The following is a 16446-nucleotide window of genomic DNA, read 5'->3' on the forward strand; positions in this document are numbered from 1 at the left end:
CGGTCTTCCGCCGCCTCGCGAGCTGCGCCGACCTGAGCGCGCTCAACGGGCAGGCGTCTGTGTCGTGCGCTCGACCAGTTCATTGAACAGCTTGATGCCACGCGCCCGCGTGACTGCACCATCGCGCACCAGCTGGCGCATACCCCAGAACGCCATCACGGTCATCCAGGCGTAGGCCTTGGCATCTGCTGTGTTAAGACCCAGTTCTTTGCGGATCAACGGCGTCCAGATCGAGATGATCAGCTCGCGCAGACCCTGGCGGATCTGTTCGAGTTCCGGGGTGGTCGAAGCAGTGCCCGCGATCAGTTGCCACAACGCGTCACCGCGGCCGGGCGGCAGATCCAGGGTCACGGCTTCGGCAGCACGTGCGGCTTCTGCGAGATTGTTGGGGTTGGCCGCCACCGAGGCTGCGGTGCCCTGCATAGTGTCGTTGAAGATGTGCCAAGCGGTATCCGCGAGCAGCTTTTCAAGGCTGGGGAAGTGCTGATAGATCAGCTGACGGCTGGTGCCGCCCTGTTCGGCCAGCGCGCTCATGGTGAGCGCATTCCAGCCGTTGCGTTCGACGATGTCGGCGGCAGTTTCCAACAGCGCCTGACGGCGCACTTCGCGGCTCAGATAGGTGCGTTTGGGCGCGGTGTCGGGCGAACTGCGCTTCTGGCGGGGCGGGGGCGTCGTCTTCGGCATTGCGGTCAAAATTTACAGATCGACAATATTCGCGCCGATTATGCGTGATCCGGACGCGATTGTGTCGGGTCCTGACCTACGCTGCATGCAGGTCTCATGCCGTTTCAGGCCTTGCCGCTCCTGCTTTTCGTTTTTGTCGGAGCGGCTTGCGGAAAATAGGCGCCGAGCGCTTCGAACAGCACCGCGCAGTTGTGCACGACCGTTTCCAGCGGCTCCTTGTAGCCGCCGTAGGCCCAGTACATCACGGTGTTCATCGCCGCGCCGACCAGACCATGGGCAACCAGACGGGGATCGAGCCCGGCACGACGATCTTGCGGATACATCGTTTCGACCAGGGTCTGCACCAGCTGGGCAAATCCACCCGTGGCCCGCCGTGAGAGTCGATCGACTTCATCGCTGACGGTGAAGACGTCGACAAACAGAATGCGCATGTAGCGTGGGTCATCGCGCATCGCGCCAAACAGCGTGGTCAGTCCGGCACGCGCCATGGTGCCGACATCGCGCGGTGCCGGCAGCAGCGCGGCAACCAGGGCATCGCGCAGATGGCTGACCAGATGCTCGTAAACCGCCGCAAACAGTGCTTCGCGGTTTTCGAAGGATTCGTAAAAGTACCGTTCCGTCAGATTGGCATGCGTGCAGATCGCACGCACGGTCGCGGCATGAAACCCGACGGTGCCGAAAACTTCGAGCCCGGCGTCGATCAGCATGCTGCGGCGCTGCGCCTGACGTTCCTCTGCGGCAATGCCGCGGAAGCGGGACGTCTTGCGGCGCGTGATTTTGGTAGCCATTCGCCGATATTGACATGCGTCATTGTCAAACGTAAAGTGACAACGTCGGTTGTCATTAGTGGTGACCGTTACCCATACCGAGGAGACGTCATGGCATTTGACGCGCGCGCAAAACAGGATTCGGATCTTTCGATCATCATCGTCGGCACCGGCTTTTCTGGGCTCGGCATGGCGATTGCGCTGAAAAAGGCGGGCTTCCAGTCGTTCACGCTCCTGGAGCGCGCAGCTTCGGTCGGCGGTACCTGGCGCGACAATCACTATCCGGGCTGTGCCTGCGACGTGCAGTCGCACCTGTATTCGTTTTCGTTTGAACAGAACCCGACCTGGTCGCGGATGTTTGCACGCCAGCCCGAGATCAAGGCCTACCTCGAGAACTGCGCGGACAAGTACGGGCTTTTGCCGCACATTCAGTTCAATGCCGACGTCACCACGGCACGATATGACGAAGCGGCGCAGCGCTGGACCGTGACCACGCGCGACGGTCGCAGCTTTGAAGCGGCCATCGTGGTGTCCGGCATGGGCGGCCTGTCGAATCCGGCGTTCCCTGATCTGCCGGGTATCGGGCAGTTCACCGGCAAGACCTTCCATTCGGCCGAGTGGGATCACGACTACGATCTGCGCGGCAAGCGCGTTGCTGTGATCGGCACCGGCGCTTCCGCGATTCAGTTCGTGCCGCAGATTCAGAAGCAGGTTGCGCATCTGGATCTGTACCAGCGCACGCCGCCATGGATCATGCCGAAACCGGACCGTCCGATCAGCGAGGGTGAGCGCGGTCTGTACCGTCGCTTTCCGGTACTGCAGCGCGCCTACCGCACCGCGCTGTACTGGACGCTGGAGGCCCGTGTGCTGGGCTTCGCGATCAATCCCAAGATCATGAAGCTGCTGGAAGGGCAGGCACGCAAACATATTGCGCGGCAGATTGCCGATCCCGCATTGCGTGCCAAGCTGACGCCGGACTTCACCTTCGGCTGTAAACGCGTGCTGATTTCGGATGATTACTATCCGGCGCTGGCACAACCGAATGTCGATGTCGTCACTGATGGCATTCGTGAAGTGCGCGCCAGCAGCGTGGTGACCACGGATGGTGTCGAGCGTCCTGTGGACTGCATCATCTACGGCACCGGGTTCAAAGCGCAGGACCCGCTGCCACGAGGCGCGATCTTCGGACGCGGTGGTGTCGATATCGTCGATGCCTGGACCCAGGGACCGGAAGCGTACAAGGGCACCACGGTCAGCGGGTTTCCGAACCTGTTCATGCTGATGGGGCCGAACACCGGTCTGGGGCACAGCTCGATGGTGTACATGATCGAGTCACAGATCGCCTATGTCCTCGACGCAGTGCTGCAGATGCGCGCCAAGGGCTGGGCAGCGGTCGACGTCAAGGCAGACCGCCAGACCCGCTACAACGACGGGCTGCAGGCCGCACTGAAAAAGGCGATCTGGACCGCCGGCGGCTGCAAGAGCTGGTATCTGAACGCGCAGGGTCGCAATACCACGCTGTGGCCGAGCTTCACGTTCAAGTTCCGGCAGGCGCTGGCGCACTTTGACGCCGACAACTATCAAGTTGAACATGCGGCCCTGGCCACAGCCGGTTCGTCATCTCGTTAACGCGGCTCGCCGCTCAATATTTCCGGAGGAGTCGATGAAAAACTTCAATGACAAGGTTGCTGCGATCACGGGCGCTGGCTCGGGTATGGGTCGTGAGCTGGCGGTAGAACTGGCCGCGCGCGGCTGCCATCTGGCGTTGTCCGACGTCAACGAGGCCGGCTTGGCCGAGACCGTTAAGCTGGTCGCGGACAGCGGCGTGAAGGTGACACATCAGCGCGTCGACGTAGCCGACAAGGCCGCGGTATTCGCCTGGGCCGATACGGTCGCCAAAGAGCACGGCAAGGTCAATCTGATCTTCAACAATGCCGGCGTCGCGCTGGGTGCTAGCGTTGAAGGCATGCGCTACGAAGATCTTGAATGGCTGCTGAACATCAATTTCTGGGGCGTGGTGCACGGCACCAAGGCGTTCCTGCCGTTGCTGAAGGCGAGCGGCGAAGGTCACATCATCAATACCTCCAGCGTATTCGGGCTGGTCGGGATTCCGTCGCAGTCCGCTTACAACGCAGCCAAATTCGCCGTGCGCGGATTCACCGAATCGCTGCGCATGGAACTGGACATGGAAGGCTGCGGCGTCAGTGCAACCAGCGTGCATCCGGGAGGCATCAAGACCAACATTGCCAAGGCCGCGCGCATGGACCCCAGCATCGCCAACTTGGGCCTGGACAAGGATCATGCTTCGGCCAAGTTCGAGAAAGCCTTCATTACCACGGCCAATCGGGCAGCGCGCATCATCATCCGTGCGGTCGAGAAAAATCAGCGCCGCGTGCTGGTCGGCCCCGACGCGCACGTGATCGACTGGATGGTGCGTCTGATGCCCAGTGGCTATCAGACGCTGGTCAAGCTGTTCAGTCGCGCGTCGATGGGGCCAGACAAGGCCGAGACGCAGGCTGCCTCGCGTCGCGTCTGAGCGCACAACACTTTGATGCCCCGGGACTGCAGTCGCGCAGAGCGGCTGCAGTCCTTGCGCTAACATCGCGGCACTCAGCCGTGAGGGGGGCAGGGATGACCGCGATACTGTGGGGATCGGCGCTTTCGCCGTATTTCCTCAAACTCGACGCCGTGTGTCGCTATGCCGGCCTTGTTGCGGTACACAGGCCAGACGGCGGCAGTACGTTATCCAATCTGCGTCTGCTACTGCGTATCAAGATCGCCCAGCGACGACACACCATCCAGCGCTGGCCACAGACCGATCCACTGGATGAATATCCGCTGGTGCCGTATCTGCTGACCGACGACGGCAAAGTGCACGTCGACAGCAGTGCGATCGCCGCATGGCTGGACGCTTCGCGCCCCACGCCGACACCGCTGATCCCTGACGATCCTGCACTGGCGATGGTGTGTTGCCTGATCGACGAGGCGCTGGACGAGATCGGTCTGTATCTGGTGCATCACCATCGCTGGGTGGTTTCGCGCGGCGACAACACCGCCGGCGCGCGTCTGGCTCGGGAATTCCGCAGTCTGGTGCCGTTTGGCGGTCTGATGGCACAGCGTTTCTCGCGACGGCAGACCCGCCGTCTGCCGTACCTGTTTTCGCTGGCGCCGGTGAAAGTGCAGTGGCCCGATGACGGTTTGCCGGTTCCGCCTGGCTCCGAGGACTATCCGGCAACCCATGCGCGACTGGAGCTGGCTTGGGACGCGCTGGTGGATGCCGCAACGCAGGCGCTATCCCGGCAGCGTTATCTGCTGGGTGAGCGTTTCACCCTGGCCGACGCCGCGCTCTACGGCCAGCTTCAGATGAACATGACCGATCCTTCCTCAGAGCGTCGTCTGCGCGAGCGCTCTCCGGCACTGCGCCGCTGGCTCGCAGCGATCGAGGCCGGCGAGCACGTTGGCAGCGACGGGACACTCCGCCTGCACGATGATCTGCGTCCGCTGCTGCAGTGGATTCAGGACAGCTTTATCCCCGTGATGCAGGCCAACGCTGCGGCCTATCAACGCGAGCGTGCCAAGGGACGCAAGCTCTGGAACGAGGCAGCTTTCGAGCGCAGTGAAGCCGAATACAAGCTGCAGTGGTGGGGCGCGCCAGCGCGTACCGTGGTCAAGACATTTCAGGTCCGGGTATGGCGTGACCTGTGTGAGCGGGCGCGTGCATTGAGCGCCGAACAGGCCGATCAGGTTCGCAGAGTGTTCGGTGCATTGCCACATGAATGGATCGAGCCGGAGAGCAAACGCACGACTTGATCCAGCAGAGATGATGACCTCCGGGAGGAACTGAAATATTTCCACACACTCCGTTTCGGAACCGTGCAGGTCTATCTGTCACGATGTCACCCAGGCTCCACAGTGTTGAGCTAACAGGAGAGGATGAACATGAACCGATCCATGCGAACCCGATTCACACTCACCATCGTTGCGGCGGCTTTGATCCAGGGCGCATCCGGCGTTGCGTTGGCACAGGGCGGCGGGCAGAACGGCCCGAGACAACAGGATCAAAGGGAGCAGCACCAGCAGCAAGGCCATGATCAGAAGCATGGCGCTACCGCCGCCCCCGGCAAGGATCACCGTCAGGACCAATCACCGCGGGAAAATCCGGAGCGCATGCGCGAATTCGAGCGGCAGCAAGCCCCCGGCAACAGCGCAAATGCGCATGCCTACGCCCTGGAGCAACAGGATCGCACGCGCCTGAAACATCACTATCAGCGCGTTCTGGGTCGTGTGGATCGTGCTCATCGCCCGCACTTCGAACCGGGCCACGCCATTCCGCTGATCTATCGCGCCTACATCACGCCCGCACCGTTATCGCTGCGCCGGCACCTGCCACCGCCGCCACCGGGATACGTGATCGGCTACTACCAGGGCTATACCGTGGTGTATGACCCGACGACCTTCGTGATCATCACGATCGTCGATCTGCTGCTGTTGCCGTAGGTCTGACGCACGGTCCCGGGCCCCAGGGCCTGGGACCGTGTAGCAGCGGGTGCTATCGGTCCTGCGGCTTGCGTAGGCGTTGTTGCCAGAACGCGGCGTTGCGAATGCCCAGGGCATCGGGATCGAACACGGGGTCGATCCCCGCATTCTTTTGGCGTTCGTAATCTTTCAGTGCCAGCAACGCCGGGCGCTGCAGGATCAGGATCGCAACGATATTCAACCATGCCATCAGGCCAACGCCGACATCACCCAGCGCCCAGGCTGCGCCGGCACTGCGCACGGTGCCATAAGTGACCGTCGCCAGAATGCCGATGCGCAGGACCAGCACCATCCACGGGCGATGCACCGCGCGGTTGATGTAGCTGATGTTGGTTTCCGCCATGTAGTAATAGGCGACGATGGTGGTGAACGCGAAGAACAGCAACGCCAGCGCGACGAAGCCGGCGCCGTAGCCGGGCAATACGGATTCCACTGCGTTCTGGGCGAATCCCGGGCCGGGTTCGACGCCGGGCAGGGCTTCGACGATCATCGCGCCGCCTTTGCCAATGACGTTGTACATCCCGGTGGACAGGATCATGAACGCGGTCGCCGAGCACACCAGCAAGGTGTCGACATAGACCGAAAATGCCTGCACATAGCCCTGCTTGGCCGGATGGGAAACTTCCGCCGCCGCGGCCGGGTGCGGGCCGGTACCCTGACCGGCTTCGTTCGAGTAGATGCCGCGCTTGACACCCCATTCGACCGCCAGACCCAGCACGGCGCCGAATGCCGCTTGGGTGCCGAACGCACTGCCGAAGATCAGGGCAACGACTCCCGGCAGCTTGTCGATGTTGAGGAACATGATCGTCAGGGCAACCAGGATGTAGGCCAGGGCCATGAACGGCACCACGAACTGTGCAAAGTGTGCGATGCGATGGACGCCGCCGAAGATGATGATGCCCAGTCCCACCACAATGGCCGCTGCAGTGACGGCAGGTGGAATGCCCCAGGCCGTCGCCATGCCGGTGGCAATGCTGTTGGCCTGCACCCCGGGTAGCAGGAAGCCCGTCGCCAGCACCGTGGCCACGGCGAAAATCCATGCGTACCACTTCTGACCCATGGCCTTTTCGATGTAATACGCGGGGCCGCCGCGATACTGGCCTTTGTCGTCGACTTCCTTGTAGATCTGCGCCAGCGTCGATTCAACATAGGCAGTGGACGCTCCGAGGAATGCCACCATCCACATCCAGAACACCGCTCCTGGACCTCCGAAGGCGATGGCGGTCGCGACGCCGGCAATGTTGCCGGTACCGACGCGGCCGGACAGCGACATCGCCAGGGCCTGGAATGCGGAGACACCCGCCTTGGATTCCTCGCCGCTGCGCATCAGGCGCAGCATCTCGGCGAAACCGCGCACCTGCATGAAGCGTGTTCGGATCGAAAAATACAGGCCTGCGCCGAGGCACAGTGCAATCAGCGGTTTGCTCCAGATCCAGTCGTTCAGCAGGCCGATAAAGGCATCCACAGAGGTGTGCTCCCGTTAGTTTTGTCTTTGCGCGCTGAGCGCCCCCTGGCGCCGCGCTGAGGTGAATCCGGAGGCGATGTATAGCATGCATGCGGCGCATCGCCCGGATTGCCGCGGCCATTGCCATGCAATATTCGGGTCAGGCCGTGTTCGCCAGCACGCCGTTGGGCAGAATTTCCCCGAACCCCTCACAATTCGCATCCCTGCGCCGAACCCGGAGCGGGTTCAGCTCTCAGGTGATCGTGTGGAAGATAGTCCCAGCAGCGAGTTTTCGAGTCTGCCGTTGCATCCGGCCCTGCTGCAGGCCGTGGCATCTCTGAACTACGAACGAATGACCCCGATCCAGGCGCTGAGCCTGCCGCCGATGCTGGCGCAGCGCGACGTGATCGGTCAGGCGCGCACCGGCAGCGGCAAGACCGCAGCCTACGGACTGGGACTGCTGTCGCGCATTGATCCGGAGCTGAACAAGGTGCAGGCCCTGGTGTTGTGCCCGACGCGCGAGCTGGCAGACCAAATTGCCAAGGAGATCCGGCGCCTGGCGCGCTGCCTGCCGAACATCAAGCTGACCATTCTCAGCGGCGGCATCGACAAGCGCCCGCAGCTGGCCTCGCTGGAACATGATCCGCATATCGTCGTCGGCATGGCGGGGCGCGTACAGGAGCATCTGGCGCTGGGGACCCTGAAGCTGGATCACCTCAAGGTTCTGGTGCTGGACGAAGCCGATCGCATGCTGGACTCCGACTTCGAAGAGGCTACCCGTGAGATCGTGTTGCAGGCGCCGAAGACCCGGCAGACGCTTTTCTTCTCGGCCACATTCCCCGAAAGCGTGCGCGCGCTGAGCCACAAGCTGCAGAAGCAGCCGCTTGAAGTCACGGTGGATACCGCCGCCGCCGCGCCCGAAGTGCAGCAGCATTTCTACAGCGTCGACCCGGAGCGCCGCCTCACTGCGCTGGCCCACCTGCTTAGTGTGCATCGGCCGGAATCCGCGTTGGTGTTCTGCCACACCAAGCGCGATGCGCAGGATGTCGAACGTCAGCTGGCACAACGCGGTTTTTCGGTCCTCGGCCTGCATGGCGATATCGAGCAACGCGAACGCGACGAAGTGCTGGAGCGCTTTGCCAACGGCAGTTGTCGTGTGCTGGTTGCCACCGACGTTGCAGCGCGCGGGCTGGATATCAAGACCCTGGCCGCCGTGATCAGCTACGAGCTGCCGTCCGATGCCGACGTGCATGTGCATCGCGTCGGCCGCACCGGGCGCGCTGGCAGCAGCGGCCTTGCGCTGCATTTGTGTTCGCCGCGGGAAGGTGAGCGACTGGCGGCGATCGAGCAACGGCTGGGGATTCAGATCAAGCTGCAGAAGCTGCCGATGACGGCGCTGTCTCCCGATCGGCCGCTACCCGCAACGGTCGTGACCTTGTGCATCGATGGCGGTCGTCGCGACAAGCTGCGCCCCGGGGATGTGCTTGGTGCCCTGACCGGTGAAGCCGGACTGGTCAAGGAAGCGATCGGCAAGATCAATACCTACGACACGCGCACCTATGTCGCGATCGACAAGAAGCTCGCCAAGCGCGCGCTGCAGCGCCTGCGTGAAGGCAAGATCAAGGGCAAGAACTTCCGCGTGCGTCCGATCGGCTGGGACGGCTGACGCCCAACGCAGCCGTCCGCGGGCAGCGGACTCTAGCCGGCGCGATCTTCAGTGATTGCCGTCGACATCGAGTGACCGTCGATATCCAGATACAACTGGCGCTCGGTCACGGACACGGCAAGCTTGGAGCGCCGCTGCAGGCGTTTCGCAGCCTCACTGAGAAACCCGCGATCGAAGCTGTAGACCGGCACTTCGGCGGCGCGATGGATCTTGCGCCCGGCGTACTGCGCCAGCAGCTGCGCGGGATCGCGATGCGTATACACCGCCGCGCGTCCGGCCAGTTTGCTGCCGCGGTGCACGCGGTCGGCGTCGGGGGCCCCGACTTCAATCCATGCGGTCACACTGCCAGTGAGATCGCGGACCCAGACGGCAGGCTGGTCAACGGCAGCAACGCCTTCGGTCAGCGCGATGCCTTCTTCGAATTCGAGGCAGTAGGCCAACACGCGGGTCAGCATGAATTCAGCGGTTTCCGACGGTTGCTGCGCCACGCGCAGCTCGAAGTCGGCATAGACCGCGCGGTCCATGTCGGCAAGTTGGAGGGTAAAGGTGTACAGCGTTGCGGTCAGAGCCATGGCCGCGAGTATGCGGCATCCAAGCGTCGATCACGCCCGCATTGCTTCATTCACGCCGATTCCCTATAGTCCGCGCGTCATTGGGGAGTAGCCGCCTCCGACGGGTTCGCAGATCGACCCTGGAGAGGAGCCGACGTCAACAGACTTGGTCGCAAGACCATGGTGTCGGCAGCATCCGCCAGGCGAGACCTTTGACTTTTGTGTCCATTGCCAGGCCGGCGAGGGGCGTAAAAGTCATTGGATCCGACTCGCCGGCCTCTGGATTTCAAGTGGAAGCATTCCTCACTTCATTGAGCATGGTTGCGGTTGCCGAAATCGGCGACAAGACGCAGCTGTTGTCGTTTGTCCTCGCGGCACGCTATCGCGGCCAGCACTGGGCCATCATCGCCGGCATTCTGCTCGCAACGATCGGCAACCACGCGCTTGCGGCGTTCTCCGGGGGCTGGCTTGCGGCGCAGATCAGTCCGGACATCCTGCGCTGGATTCTGGGCCTGAGCTTTCTCGCCTTCGCGGCCTGGGCACTGGTGCCGGATACGCTGGACGACGAGGAGACGGCGAAATTCCGCCGCGGTGCCTTCGTTACTACGCTGATTGCGTTCTTCTTCGCTGAGATGGGCGACAAGACCCAGCTGGCGACGATTGCGCTCGGTGCTCAATACACCAGCCTGCTGGCGGTCACGATGGGCACCACGCTGGGCATGATGGTCGCCAACGTGCCGGCGGTCCTGCTCGGCGAAAAGCTCGCGCAGCGCTTCACGCTGAACAAGATGCGCTTCGTTGCTGCCGCGCTGTTTGCTGCGTTCGGCCTGTTGATCCTGTTCAAGATCGATCTGGGACTGGGCATCGCGGGGCTGTGAGATTCGCCGATACACTCCCGGGCGATGCGCTGAACCGCTGAGCAAAGAATCGAATCTGGGGGAGCCATGAAAAAAACGCTGTGCGAATTCATCGGGGTACAGCGATGAGCGCCGAACCGTATCGGGTTTTTGGCGGCAACGCATCGCCGTATTCACGCAAGCTGCGGGCGATTCTGCGCTATCGACGCCTGCCGCATGTCTGGGTCCTCGGCACCGCGGATTCAGTTCCGGAAATTGCCCAGGTGAAACCGCGTCTGATACCGGTACTGCGTCTGCCCGATACCGGCGAATATCGCGTCGACTCGACGCCGCTGGCGTATCTGCTGGAGCAGCGCCATCCGGACGCGCGTTCGATCATTCCTCCGGATCCTGCAGATGCCTTCATCTGCCATCTGATCGAAGACTTTGCCGACGAATGGCTGACCAAGCTGATGTTCCACTTCCGCTGGATCGAGGACGAGACCGCGGCCTGGGCATCGCATTGGATCATCTGGGACGCGATGCCGGCGCTCACCGGCGCGCAGCACGACCAGGCCGCGAAGTATTTTCACGATCGCCAGCGTAGTCGCATGGGCATGGTCGGCTGCACGCCAGACAACGCGCCGGTGATCGAGTCCGGATACGCAATGCTGCTGGATGCGCTGGCCGGGCGCATCGGCGGCACACGCTTCCTGTTCGGTAGCCGGCCTTCGCTGGCCGACTTCGCGTTGTACGGCCAGCTGGCGCAGCTGACGATCGATCCGCTGCCGCTGCGCATCTGCCGCGAGCGCGCGCCGTCGGTGGAGGCGTGGGTCATCGGCCTGGACGATGGCGGCGGCATCGAAGGGCAGTGGAATGCTGACGACGCGGCGCCACTGCGCGAGGCTGTGCTGAGCATGATCGGCTCGGACTATCTACCGTTTCTGCATGCCAATGCCGCTGCGGTCCGCGACGGCCGCGATCAGGTTCAACTGGAGATCCGCGGCCTGCGTTACACCCAGCCGCCGTTTGCCTACCAGACCGAGTGCTACGCGGAGATCCTGCGGCGCTGGACGGCGTTACCGCAGACCGCGCAGGACAAGCTGTCCGAAGTGCTGATGCGCAGCGGCTGTCTGGAGTATTTGCAGGGCATGGCCTGAATCGCGCTCGGCCTACGACAGCTCAGCGCAGCGCTTCGAGCTCTTCCCAGCGTGCGTACAGCGCTGCCAGATTCTCGGCCAGAGTCGCGAGCCGGTTCTCGACCGCTGTGATCACTTCGCGCGGTTGCTGATAGAAGTCGGCCGCTGCCATTTGTTCGGACAGCGCAGTCTGCTCTGCTTCAAGCGTTTCGATCTTCTTCGGCAACGCGTCGAGCTCGCGGCGCTGCTTGGTGTTCATGGCCGTGCCGAACACGATAGGGGGCGCAGCAGGTTGTGTTGCAGGTGTCGCTTTGGGCGCTGCTGCAGCGGCGGGCGTCTCCCTGCGTGGTGCGGCGCGGCGTTGGCGCAGCCAGTCGTCGTAGCCGCCGACGTAGTCGCCGACCTTGCCGTTGCCTTCGAACACCAGGCTGCGGGTGACGACATTGTTCAGGAACTCCCGATCATGGCTGACCAGCAGCACGGTGCCCTGATACTCGATCAGCCGCTCCTCGAGCAGATCGAGGGTTTCCATGTCCAGATCGTTGGTCGGTTCGTCCAGTACCAACAGGTTTGACGGCTTGCAGAACAGCTGCGCCAGCAGCAGACGGCTGCGTTCGCCGCCGGACAGCACGCGCACCGGCACCCGGGCGCGGTCCGGCGTGAACAGGAAATCCTGCAGATATCCGATCACGTGTTTGCGCGCGTTGCCGATCTCGACGAATTCCTTGCCGCCGCCGACGGCGTCAACCGCGGTCTGATCCAGATTCAGCAGTGCACCGCGCAGCTGGTCGAAGTAGGCGATCTCGAGCTTGCTGCCTTGACGCACGTCGCCGCTGTCCGGCTGCAGGCGGCCCAGGATGATGTTGAGCAGGGTGGTTTTGCCGGCGCCGTTGGGGCCGATGATGCCGAGCTTGTCGCCGCGCAGAATCACCGTCGACAAATCGCGGATCAGCGTGCGTCCCTGATACGCCTGAGCGACGTTCTTGAGTTCTGCGACCAGCTTGCCGGAGCGTTCCGCTTCCTGCACCGCGATTTGCACCTGGCCTTCGCGATTGCGTCGCTGGCTGAACTGTTCGCGCAGTGCCAACAGCGCCTTGACCCGGCCGGCATTGCGTGTGCGGCGCGCTTCGACGCCTTTGCGGATCCAGACTTCTTCCTGCGCCAGTTTCTTGTCGAACAGCGCGCGCTGGCGATCTTCGGCGTGCAGCGCTTCTTCCTTGCCCTTGAGATACGCCTCCCAGCCGCCGGGCCAGGAGCTCAGCTGGCCGCGATCCAGATCGCAGACGCGAGTGGCCAGGCGCCGCACGAACGCGCGGTCATGGCTGATGAAGATCAGCGCGCCAGCGTAACTGGCGAGCAGTTCTTCCATCTCGGCGATGCTGTCGATGTCGAGATGGTTGGTCGGCTCATCGAGCAACAGCACATCCGGATCGCCGACCAGCGCCTGCGCCAGCAGCACGCGGCGTTTGAGCCCGCCGGACAGATCGGCGAACTGGCCGTCGGGCGGCAGCCGCAGTCGGGTGATCATGGCCTGGACGCGACTTTCGAGCGCCCAGCCGTCGGCCGCGTCGATGCGTGCGTGCAACGCATCCAGCTGCTTCATGTCAGGGTGTTCCTGGCACGACAGCGCGTGATATTGCGAGACCACGGCGCCCAGCTCACCGACGCCGGCAGCGACAACGTCATAGACCGAACCGGCTTCCGCAGTGGGAACATCCTGCTGCATGCGTGCCAGCTTGAGGCCGGACGCACGCACGATCTCGCCGCTGTCGATGGCCAGTTCTCCCGACATCACCTTGAGCAGGGTCGATTTTCCGGCGCCGTTGCGGCCGACCAGACACACGCGCTCGCGTTCGTCCAGCGAAAAATCGACGTCATCGAGCAGGACAGTGCCGGCGATGGCGAGATGAACCTTGTTGAGTCCGAGCAGCATAGGGAAGGGCGCACGCGAGGGCGCACAGTGTAACGACGTCGCGCCACGTTGGCAGCGAGGAATTTCCCCGGCGCAGCAATTCCGTCAGGTGCGGTAGCATCCCGCCATCATGACCCTGGGGGCGCTGCGTGATCGGTGGGCTGGACATTGTTGCGATCATCGCCGTCGGTATGGGGCTGGTGTTCTGGCTGACCGACCGTTCAAGCCCCAGCAGTCGCGCCCTGGCCTTGTTTTTCGGACTGCTTGGCGCGGCCGTGGCCGCCAACGCCGAATTGATTCCGCTTCGTTTGACCTTGCCCTTGCCGTGGTGGGCGCCCGGAGTGGCGATCCTCGATACCGCCACCTTCATCGTCGGCTGCGAATGGGGCATGCGCGCGGCGCGGACGGTGAGCGATACGGCCGGCGGCATCTCGCGCATCCGCGTGATCCGCGCCGCACAGGCGCTGACCGCGCTGTATGCGCTGCTGGTGATCATGTACCCGGAATTGCGCTATCACGCTCTCGGCCTCGCGCTGCAGAACAGGACTGCGCCGCCCGCGCAATTCCTGATTTTCATCGTGCCCCCAGTACTGGCCGGACTGCTGGTCATGACTGGCGGCCTACTGCTGCTGCGACGTCGGCCGGATACAGCGGAACGGATCCGCATCGTTGCCGCGCTGGCGGCGATGCCTCTGCTGGCCGGCTCGCTGGTTCTGCCGGAACGGTTCAGCGCGCTGGCCATGGCGCTGGGCGAGGTGGTGTTCCTGTATGGCGCGATCCGCTACTACGTGGTCCAGGGTGCGCGCGCAAACTTCATGTCGCAATTTCTGTCGCCCCAGGTTGCCGAGCTGGTGCGGCAGCGCGGCCTGCGCCATGCGATGGCGCGCAAGCGCGTGGAAATCACCGTGGTGTGCTGCGACATCCGTAGATTTACTGCGTATGCGCAGCAGCACTCACCGGAACAGGTCATGCGCCTGCTGCGCGCGTTCTATGCGGCGGTCGGCGCAACCGCCAGGGAATTCGGCGGGACGGTCAAGGATTTTGCCGGTGACGGCGCCCTGATCCTGATCGGTGCCCCGGTGCATTACGAGGACCGTGCACAACGCGCGCTCAATCTGGCGCGCCGGCTGCAGGCACGGGTGCGACCAGTCGTGCGCCGGCATTCGCCGGACTTGGGTCTCGGGGTCGGGGTCGCCAGCGGCAGTGTCGCCGTCGGAATTGTCGGCGAGGGTGACCGCTTCGAGTACATGGCGGTTGGGGCCGCGGTGAACCTTGCTTCAAGACTGTGCGACAAGGCCGGCGACGGCGAGATTCACGTTGATGAGGTGACCTTGGCTGAATGCGGCGAGCCGGTGCCGGCACGCCGTCGCCGCCGGACGGTCAAAGGCATCGCCGAACCGGTGACCACCTACGTGATCGAGGCGGTCGATTGAGCGCCGCCCGCCGGTCCTGACCTCAGCACTTCATCGTCAGCGTCCGCTGCGTCCTGGCGTCGATGTAGCGAATCGTCGACTTCTTGAAGATCAGATCGACGAACAGCTCGCAGTAGTACTCATCCTTGCGCCAGCACATCGCGACGCTCTTGTCGTTGGAGTACTGCAGGGCGAAGCGGCCATCGAATGCCGGGTAGCTGCTGCGGAACTGCATCAGCTTGTGCAGGCGCTTGACCACCGGGAGCAGAACCGCGGCGTCGACTTCCTCGCGAGTATAGAAATGGCGGTTGATATCGCGCGCTTCGCCGGTCTGGTCCATCAGATCAGTGTCGTTGGTGCCGCACAGCCAGCCGACGTAATAGACCTGCGGGATGCCCGGCGCGAAGAACTGGATCGCGCGCGCGGCGATATAGGCGTCGTCGTTCTGCTTGACCGCGTCGTAGAACGTGCAGGTCAGCTGGTAGATCGCCCCCACGCTGTGCACATTGGCCGCCGAACGTCGCAGGATCGGGTCGGCCGAACGCTGCGAGACGTTGTGGATCATGTCCTGGATCTTGTCCTGCGGCACGATGCCCTCAACGTCCGGGATGCAGATGCCGTCATGCGTGTCCAGCACGGTGATCTGGTTGCGTGGGCACATGCGCAGCCACTGCTTCAAGTAGGTACTGTCGGCGTCGAGTAGCGCGTGTAGCAGCAGCGGCGGCAGCGCAAAACCGTAAGGGCGCATGCCATGCAACGCGATCGCGTACTGATAGCTGGGGTGGTCGTGCACCTCCGGCAGCATCTCCGCACCGTTTTCGGCCGCGACGCCGTTGATCCAGCGCAGAATCTCGTAGACGTCCGGTTCGACCAGGAAGCAGCTGGTGCCGATCTTCTTGGTGGTGTAGCCGAAAGCATCGAGCCGGAACAGCTTGACCCCGCGGGCGGTGAGGAAGCGGATGTAGTCCTCCATCAACGCGTAGGTCCGCGGCGAGTTGTAGTTCAGATCGATCTGGTGCTCGGTAAAGGTGCACCAGACCCGATCCTTGGTGCCGTCAGCGAAGGTTACTTCGCGAAACGGCTCCTTCTCCTTGCGGATATGGATCTTGGCCATGTCGTCCGGCGAGATTTCGCCGAGCTGGTCGACATGGACAAACAGTTCCGAATACTCCGAGCGATAGCCGTTCTGGATGAAGTCCTTGAACTCGACCGAATCGTCGGAAATGTGATTCAGCGTCAGGTCCAGGCACAGGTCGTACTTGGACGAAATGCGCTCGACGTCGGTCCAGTCACCGTAGACCGGATCGACTTCCTTGTGCGTCAGCGGCGAAAACCCGCCGTCGGCATTCGAGGGGTACAGCGGCAGGATGTGCAGTCCGCCGATGGCCGAGCCCAGATGCGCCTCGACGATTTCAAAAAGGTCGGAAAGGTTGCCCCCCAGGCGATTGGGGTAGGCAATGAGTTGGACCTGATTGCGTAGTGACACGGGCGCCTCGCTG

The 16446-nt window shown here is 63.1% G+C and carries 14 protein-coding genes and 1 riboswitch; of the genes, 8 read left to right on the top strand and 6 right to left on the bottom strand.

Annotated features, from left to right (window positions below; genetic code table 11):
• Window positions 1–42 precede the first annotated feature (42 nt).
• Window positions 43–684: a TetR/AcrR family transcriptional regulator gene (locus E4T66_RS08680; RefSeq protein ID WP_136848609.1), complete on the bottom strand. Its 642-nt coding sequence runs from the start codon at window positions 682–684 to the stop codon at window positions 43–45.
• Between the two features lie 104 nt (window positions 685–788).
• Window positions 789–1472 carry a TetR/AcrR family transcriptional regulator gene (locus tag E4T66_RS08685; protein ID WP_136848610.1) on the bottom strand — a complete coding sequence of 228 codons (684 nt, stop codon included), beginning with the start codon at window positions 1470–1472 and terminating at the stop codon, window positions 789–791.
• Between the two features lie 90 nt (window positions 1473–1562).
• Between E4T66_RS08685 and E4T66_RS08690 the strand changes: the two genes are divergently transcribed.
• The 4 genes from E4T66_RS08690 (at window position 1563) to E4T66_RS08705 (ending at window position 5948) form a co-directional block, all read left to right on the top strand.
• Entirely contained in the window at window positions 1563–3080 is a 1518-nt protein-coding gene (locus tag E4T66_RS08690; protein ID WP_136848611.1) for a flavin-containing monooxygenase, read from the top strand.
• A 34-nt stretch (window positions 3081–3114) separates the two neighbouring features.
• Window positions 3115–3987: an SDR family NAD(P)-dependent oxidoreductase gene (locus E4T66_RS08695; protein ID WP_136848612.1), complete on the top strand. Its 873-nt coding sequence runs from the start codon at window positions 3115–3117 to the stop codon at window positions 3985–3987.
• Between the two features lie 95 nt (window positions 3988–4082).
• Window positions 4083–5261, top strand: coding sequence for a glutathione S-transferase family protein (locus E4T66_RS08700; RefSeq protein ID WP_136848613.1), 1179 nt, complete (start codon window positions 4083–4085; stop codon window positions 5259–5261).
• 129 nt (window positions 5262–5390) lie between these two features.
• Entirely contained in the window at window positions 5391–5948 is a 558-nt protein-coding gene (locus E4T66_RS08705; protein WP_136848614.1) for a hypothetical protein, read from the top strand.
• Window positions 5949–6000: 52 nt separating this feature from the next.
• On the opposite strand, the gene E4T66_RS08710 is transcribed toward E4T66_RS08705, so the two are convergent.
• The gene (locus E4T66_RS08710; RefSeq protein ID WP_136848615.1) at window positions 6001–7452 is read right to left on the bottom strand and encodes an alanine/glycine:cation symporter family protein; all 1452 of its coding nucleotides are present in this window, start codon (window positions 7450–7452) and stop codon (window positions 6001–6003) included.
• A 244-nt stretch (window positions 7453–7696) separates the two neighbouring features.
• Here E4T66_RS08710 and dbpA point away from each other — a divergent pair, with 244 nt between their 5' ends.
• Window positions 7697–9097, top strand: coding sequence for an ATP-dependent RNA helicase DbpA (dbpA, locus tag E4T66_RS08715; protein ID WP_248679551.1), 1401 nt, complete (start codon window positions 7697–7699; stop codon window positions 9095–9097).
• 32 nt (window positions 9098–9129) lie between these two features.
• Here the strand turns inward: dbpA and E4T66_RS08720 are convergent, their stop codons facing one another.
• Window positions 9130–9669, bottom strand: coding sequence for a YaeQ family protein (locus E4T66_RS08720; protein ID WP_136848616.1), 540 nt, complete (start codon window positions 9667–9669; stop codon window positions 9130–9132).
• Window positions 9670–9739: 70 nt separating this feature from the next.
• Window positions 9740–9928, top strand: a riboswitch (yybP-ykoY riboswitch).
• Window positions 9929–9938: 10 nt separating this feature from the next.
• Here E4T66_RS08720 and E4T66_RS08725 point away from each other — a divergent pair.
• Both E4T66_RS08725 and E4T66_RS08730 read left to right on the top strand, forming a co-directional pair.
• A complete protein-coding gene (locus E4T66_RS08725) occupies window positions 9939–10526 on the top strand; it encodes a TMEM165/GDT1 family protein (RefSeq protein ID WP_136848617.1) in 588 nt (195 codons plus the stop codon).
• Between the two features lie 104 nt (window positions 10527–10630).
• Complete coding sequence (locus tag E4T66_RS08730) at window positions 10631–11644, top strand: glutathione S-transferase family protein (RefSeq protein WP_136848618.1); 1014 nt, start codon at window positions 10631–10633, stop codon at window positions 11642–11644.
• 22 nt (window positions 11645–11666) lie between these two features.
• Here the strand turns inward: E4T66_RS08730 and E4T66_RS08735 are convergent, their stop codons facing one another.
• Window positions 11667–13556, bottom strand: a complete 1890-nt coding sequence (locus E4T66_RS08735; protein WP_136848619.1) for an ATP-binding cassette domain-containing protein — start codon at window positions 13554–13556, stop codon at window positions 11667–11669.
• 128 nt (window positions 13557–13684) lie between these two features.
• Between E4T66_RS08735 and E4T66_RS08740 the strand changes: the two genes are divergently transcribed.
• Entirely contained in the window at window positions 13685–14968 is a 1284-nt protein-coding gene (locus E4T66_RS08740; RefSeq protein ID WP_136848620.1) for an adenylate/guanylate cyclase domain-containing protein, read from the top strand.
• Window positions 14969–14990: 22 nt separating this feature from the next.
• On the opposite strand, the gene gtfA is transcribed toward E4T66_RS08740, so the two are convergent.
• Window positions 14991–16433 (bottom strand): sucrose phosphorylase, encoded by a 1443-nt coding sequence (gene gtfA / locus E4T66_RS08745; protein ID WP_136848621.1) that lies wholly within the window; start codon window positions 16431–16433, stop codon window positions 14991–14993.
• Window positions 16434–16446: the final 13 nt, after the last annotated feature.

This window comes from Sinimarinibacterium arenosum, from assembly GCF_005047655.1.
GTDB lineage: Bacteria > Pseudomonadota > Gammaproteobacteria > Nevskiales > Nevskiaceae > Solimonas.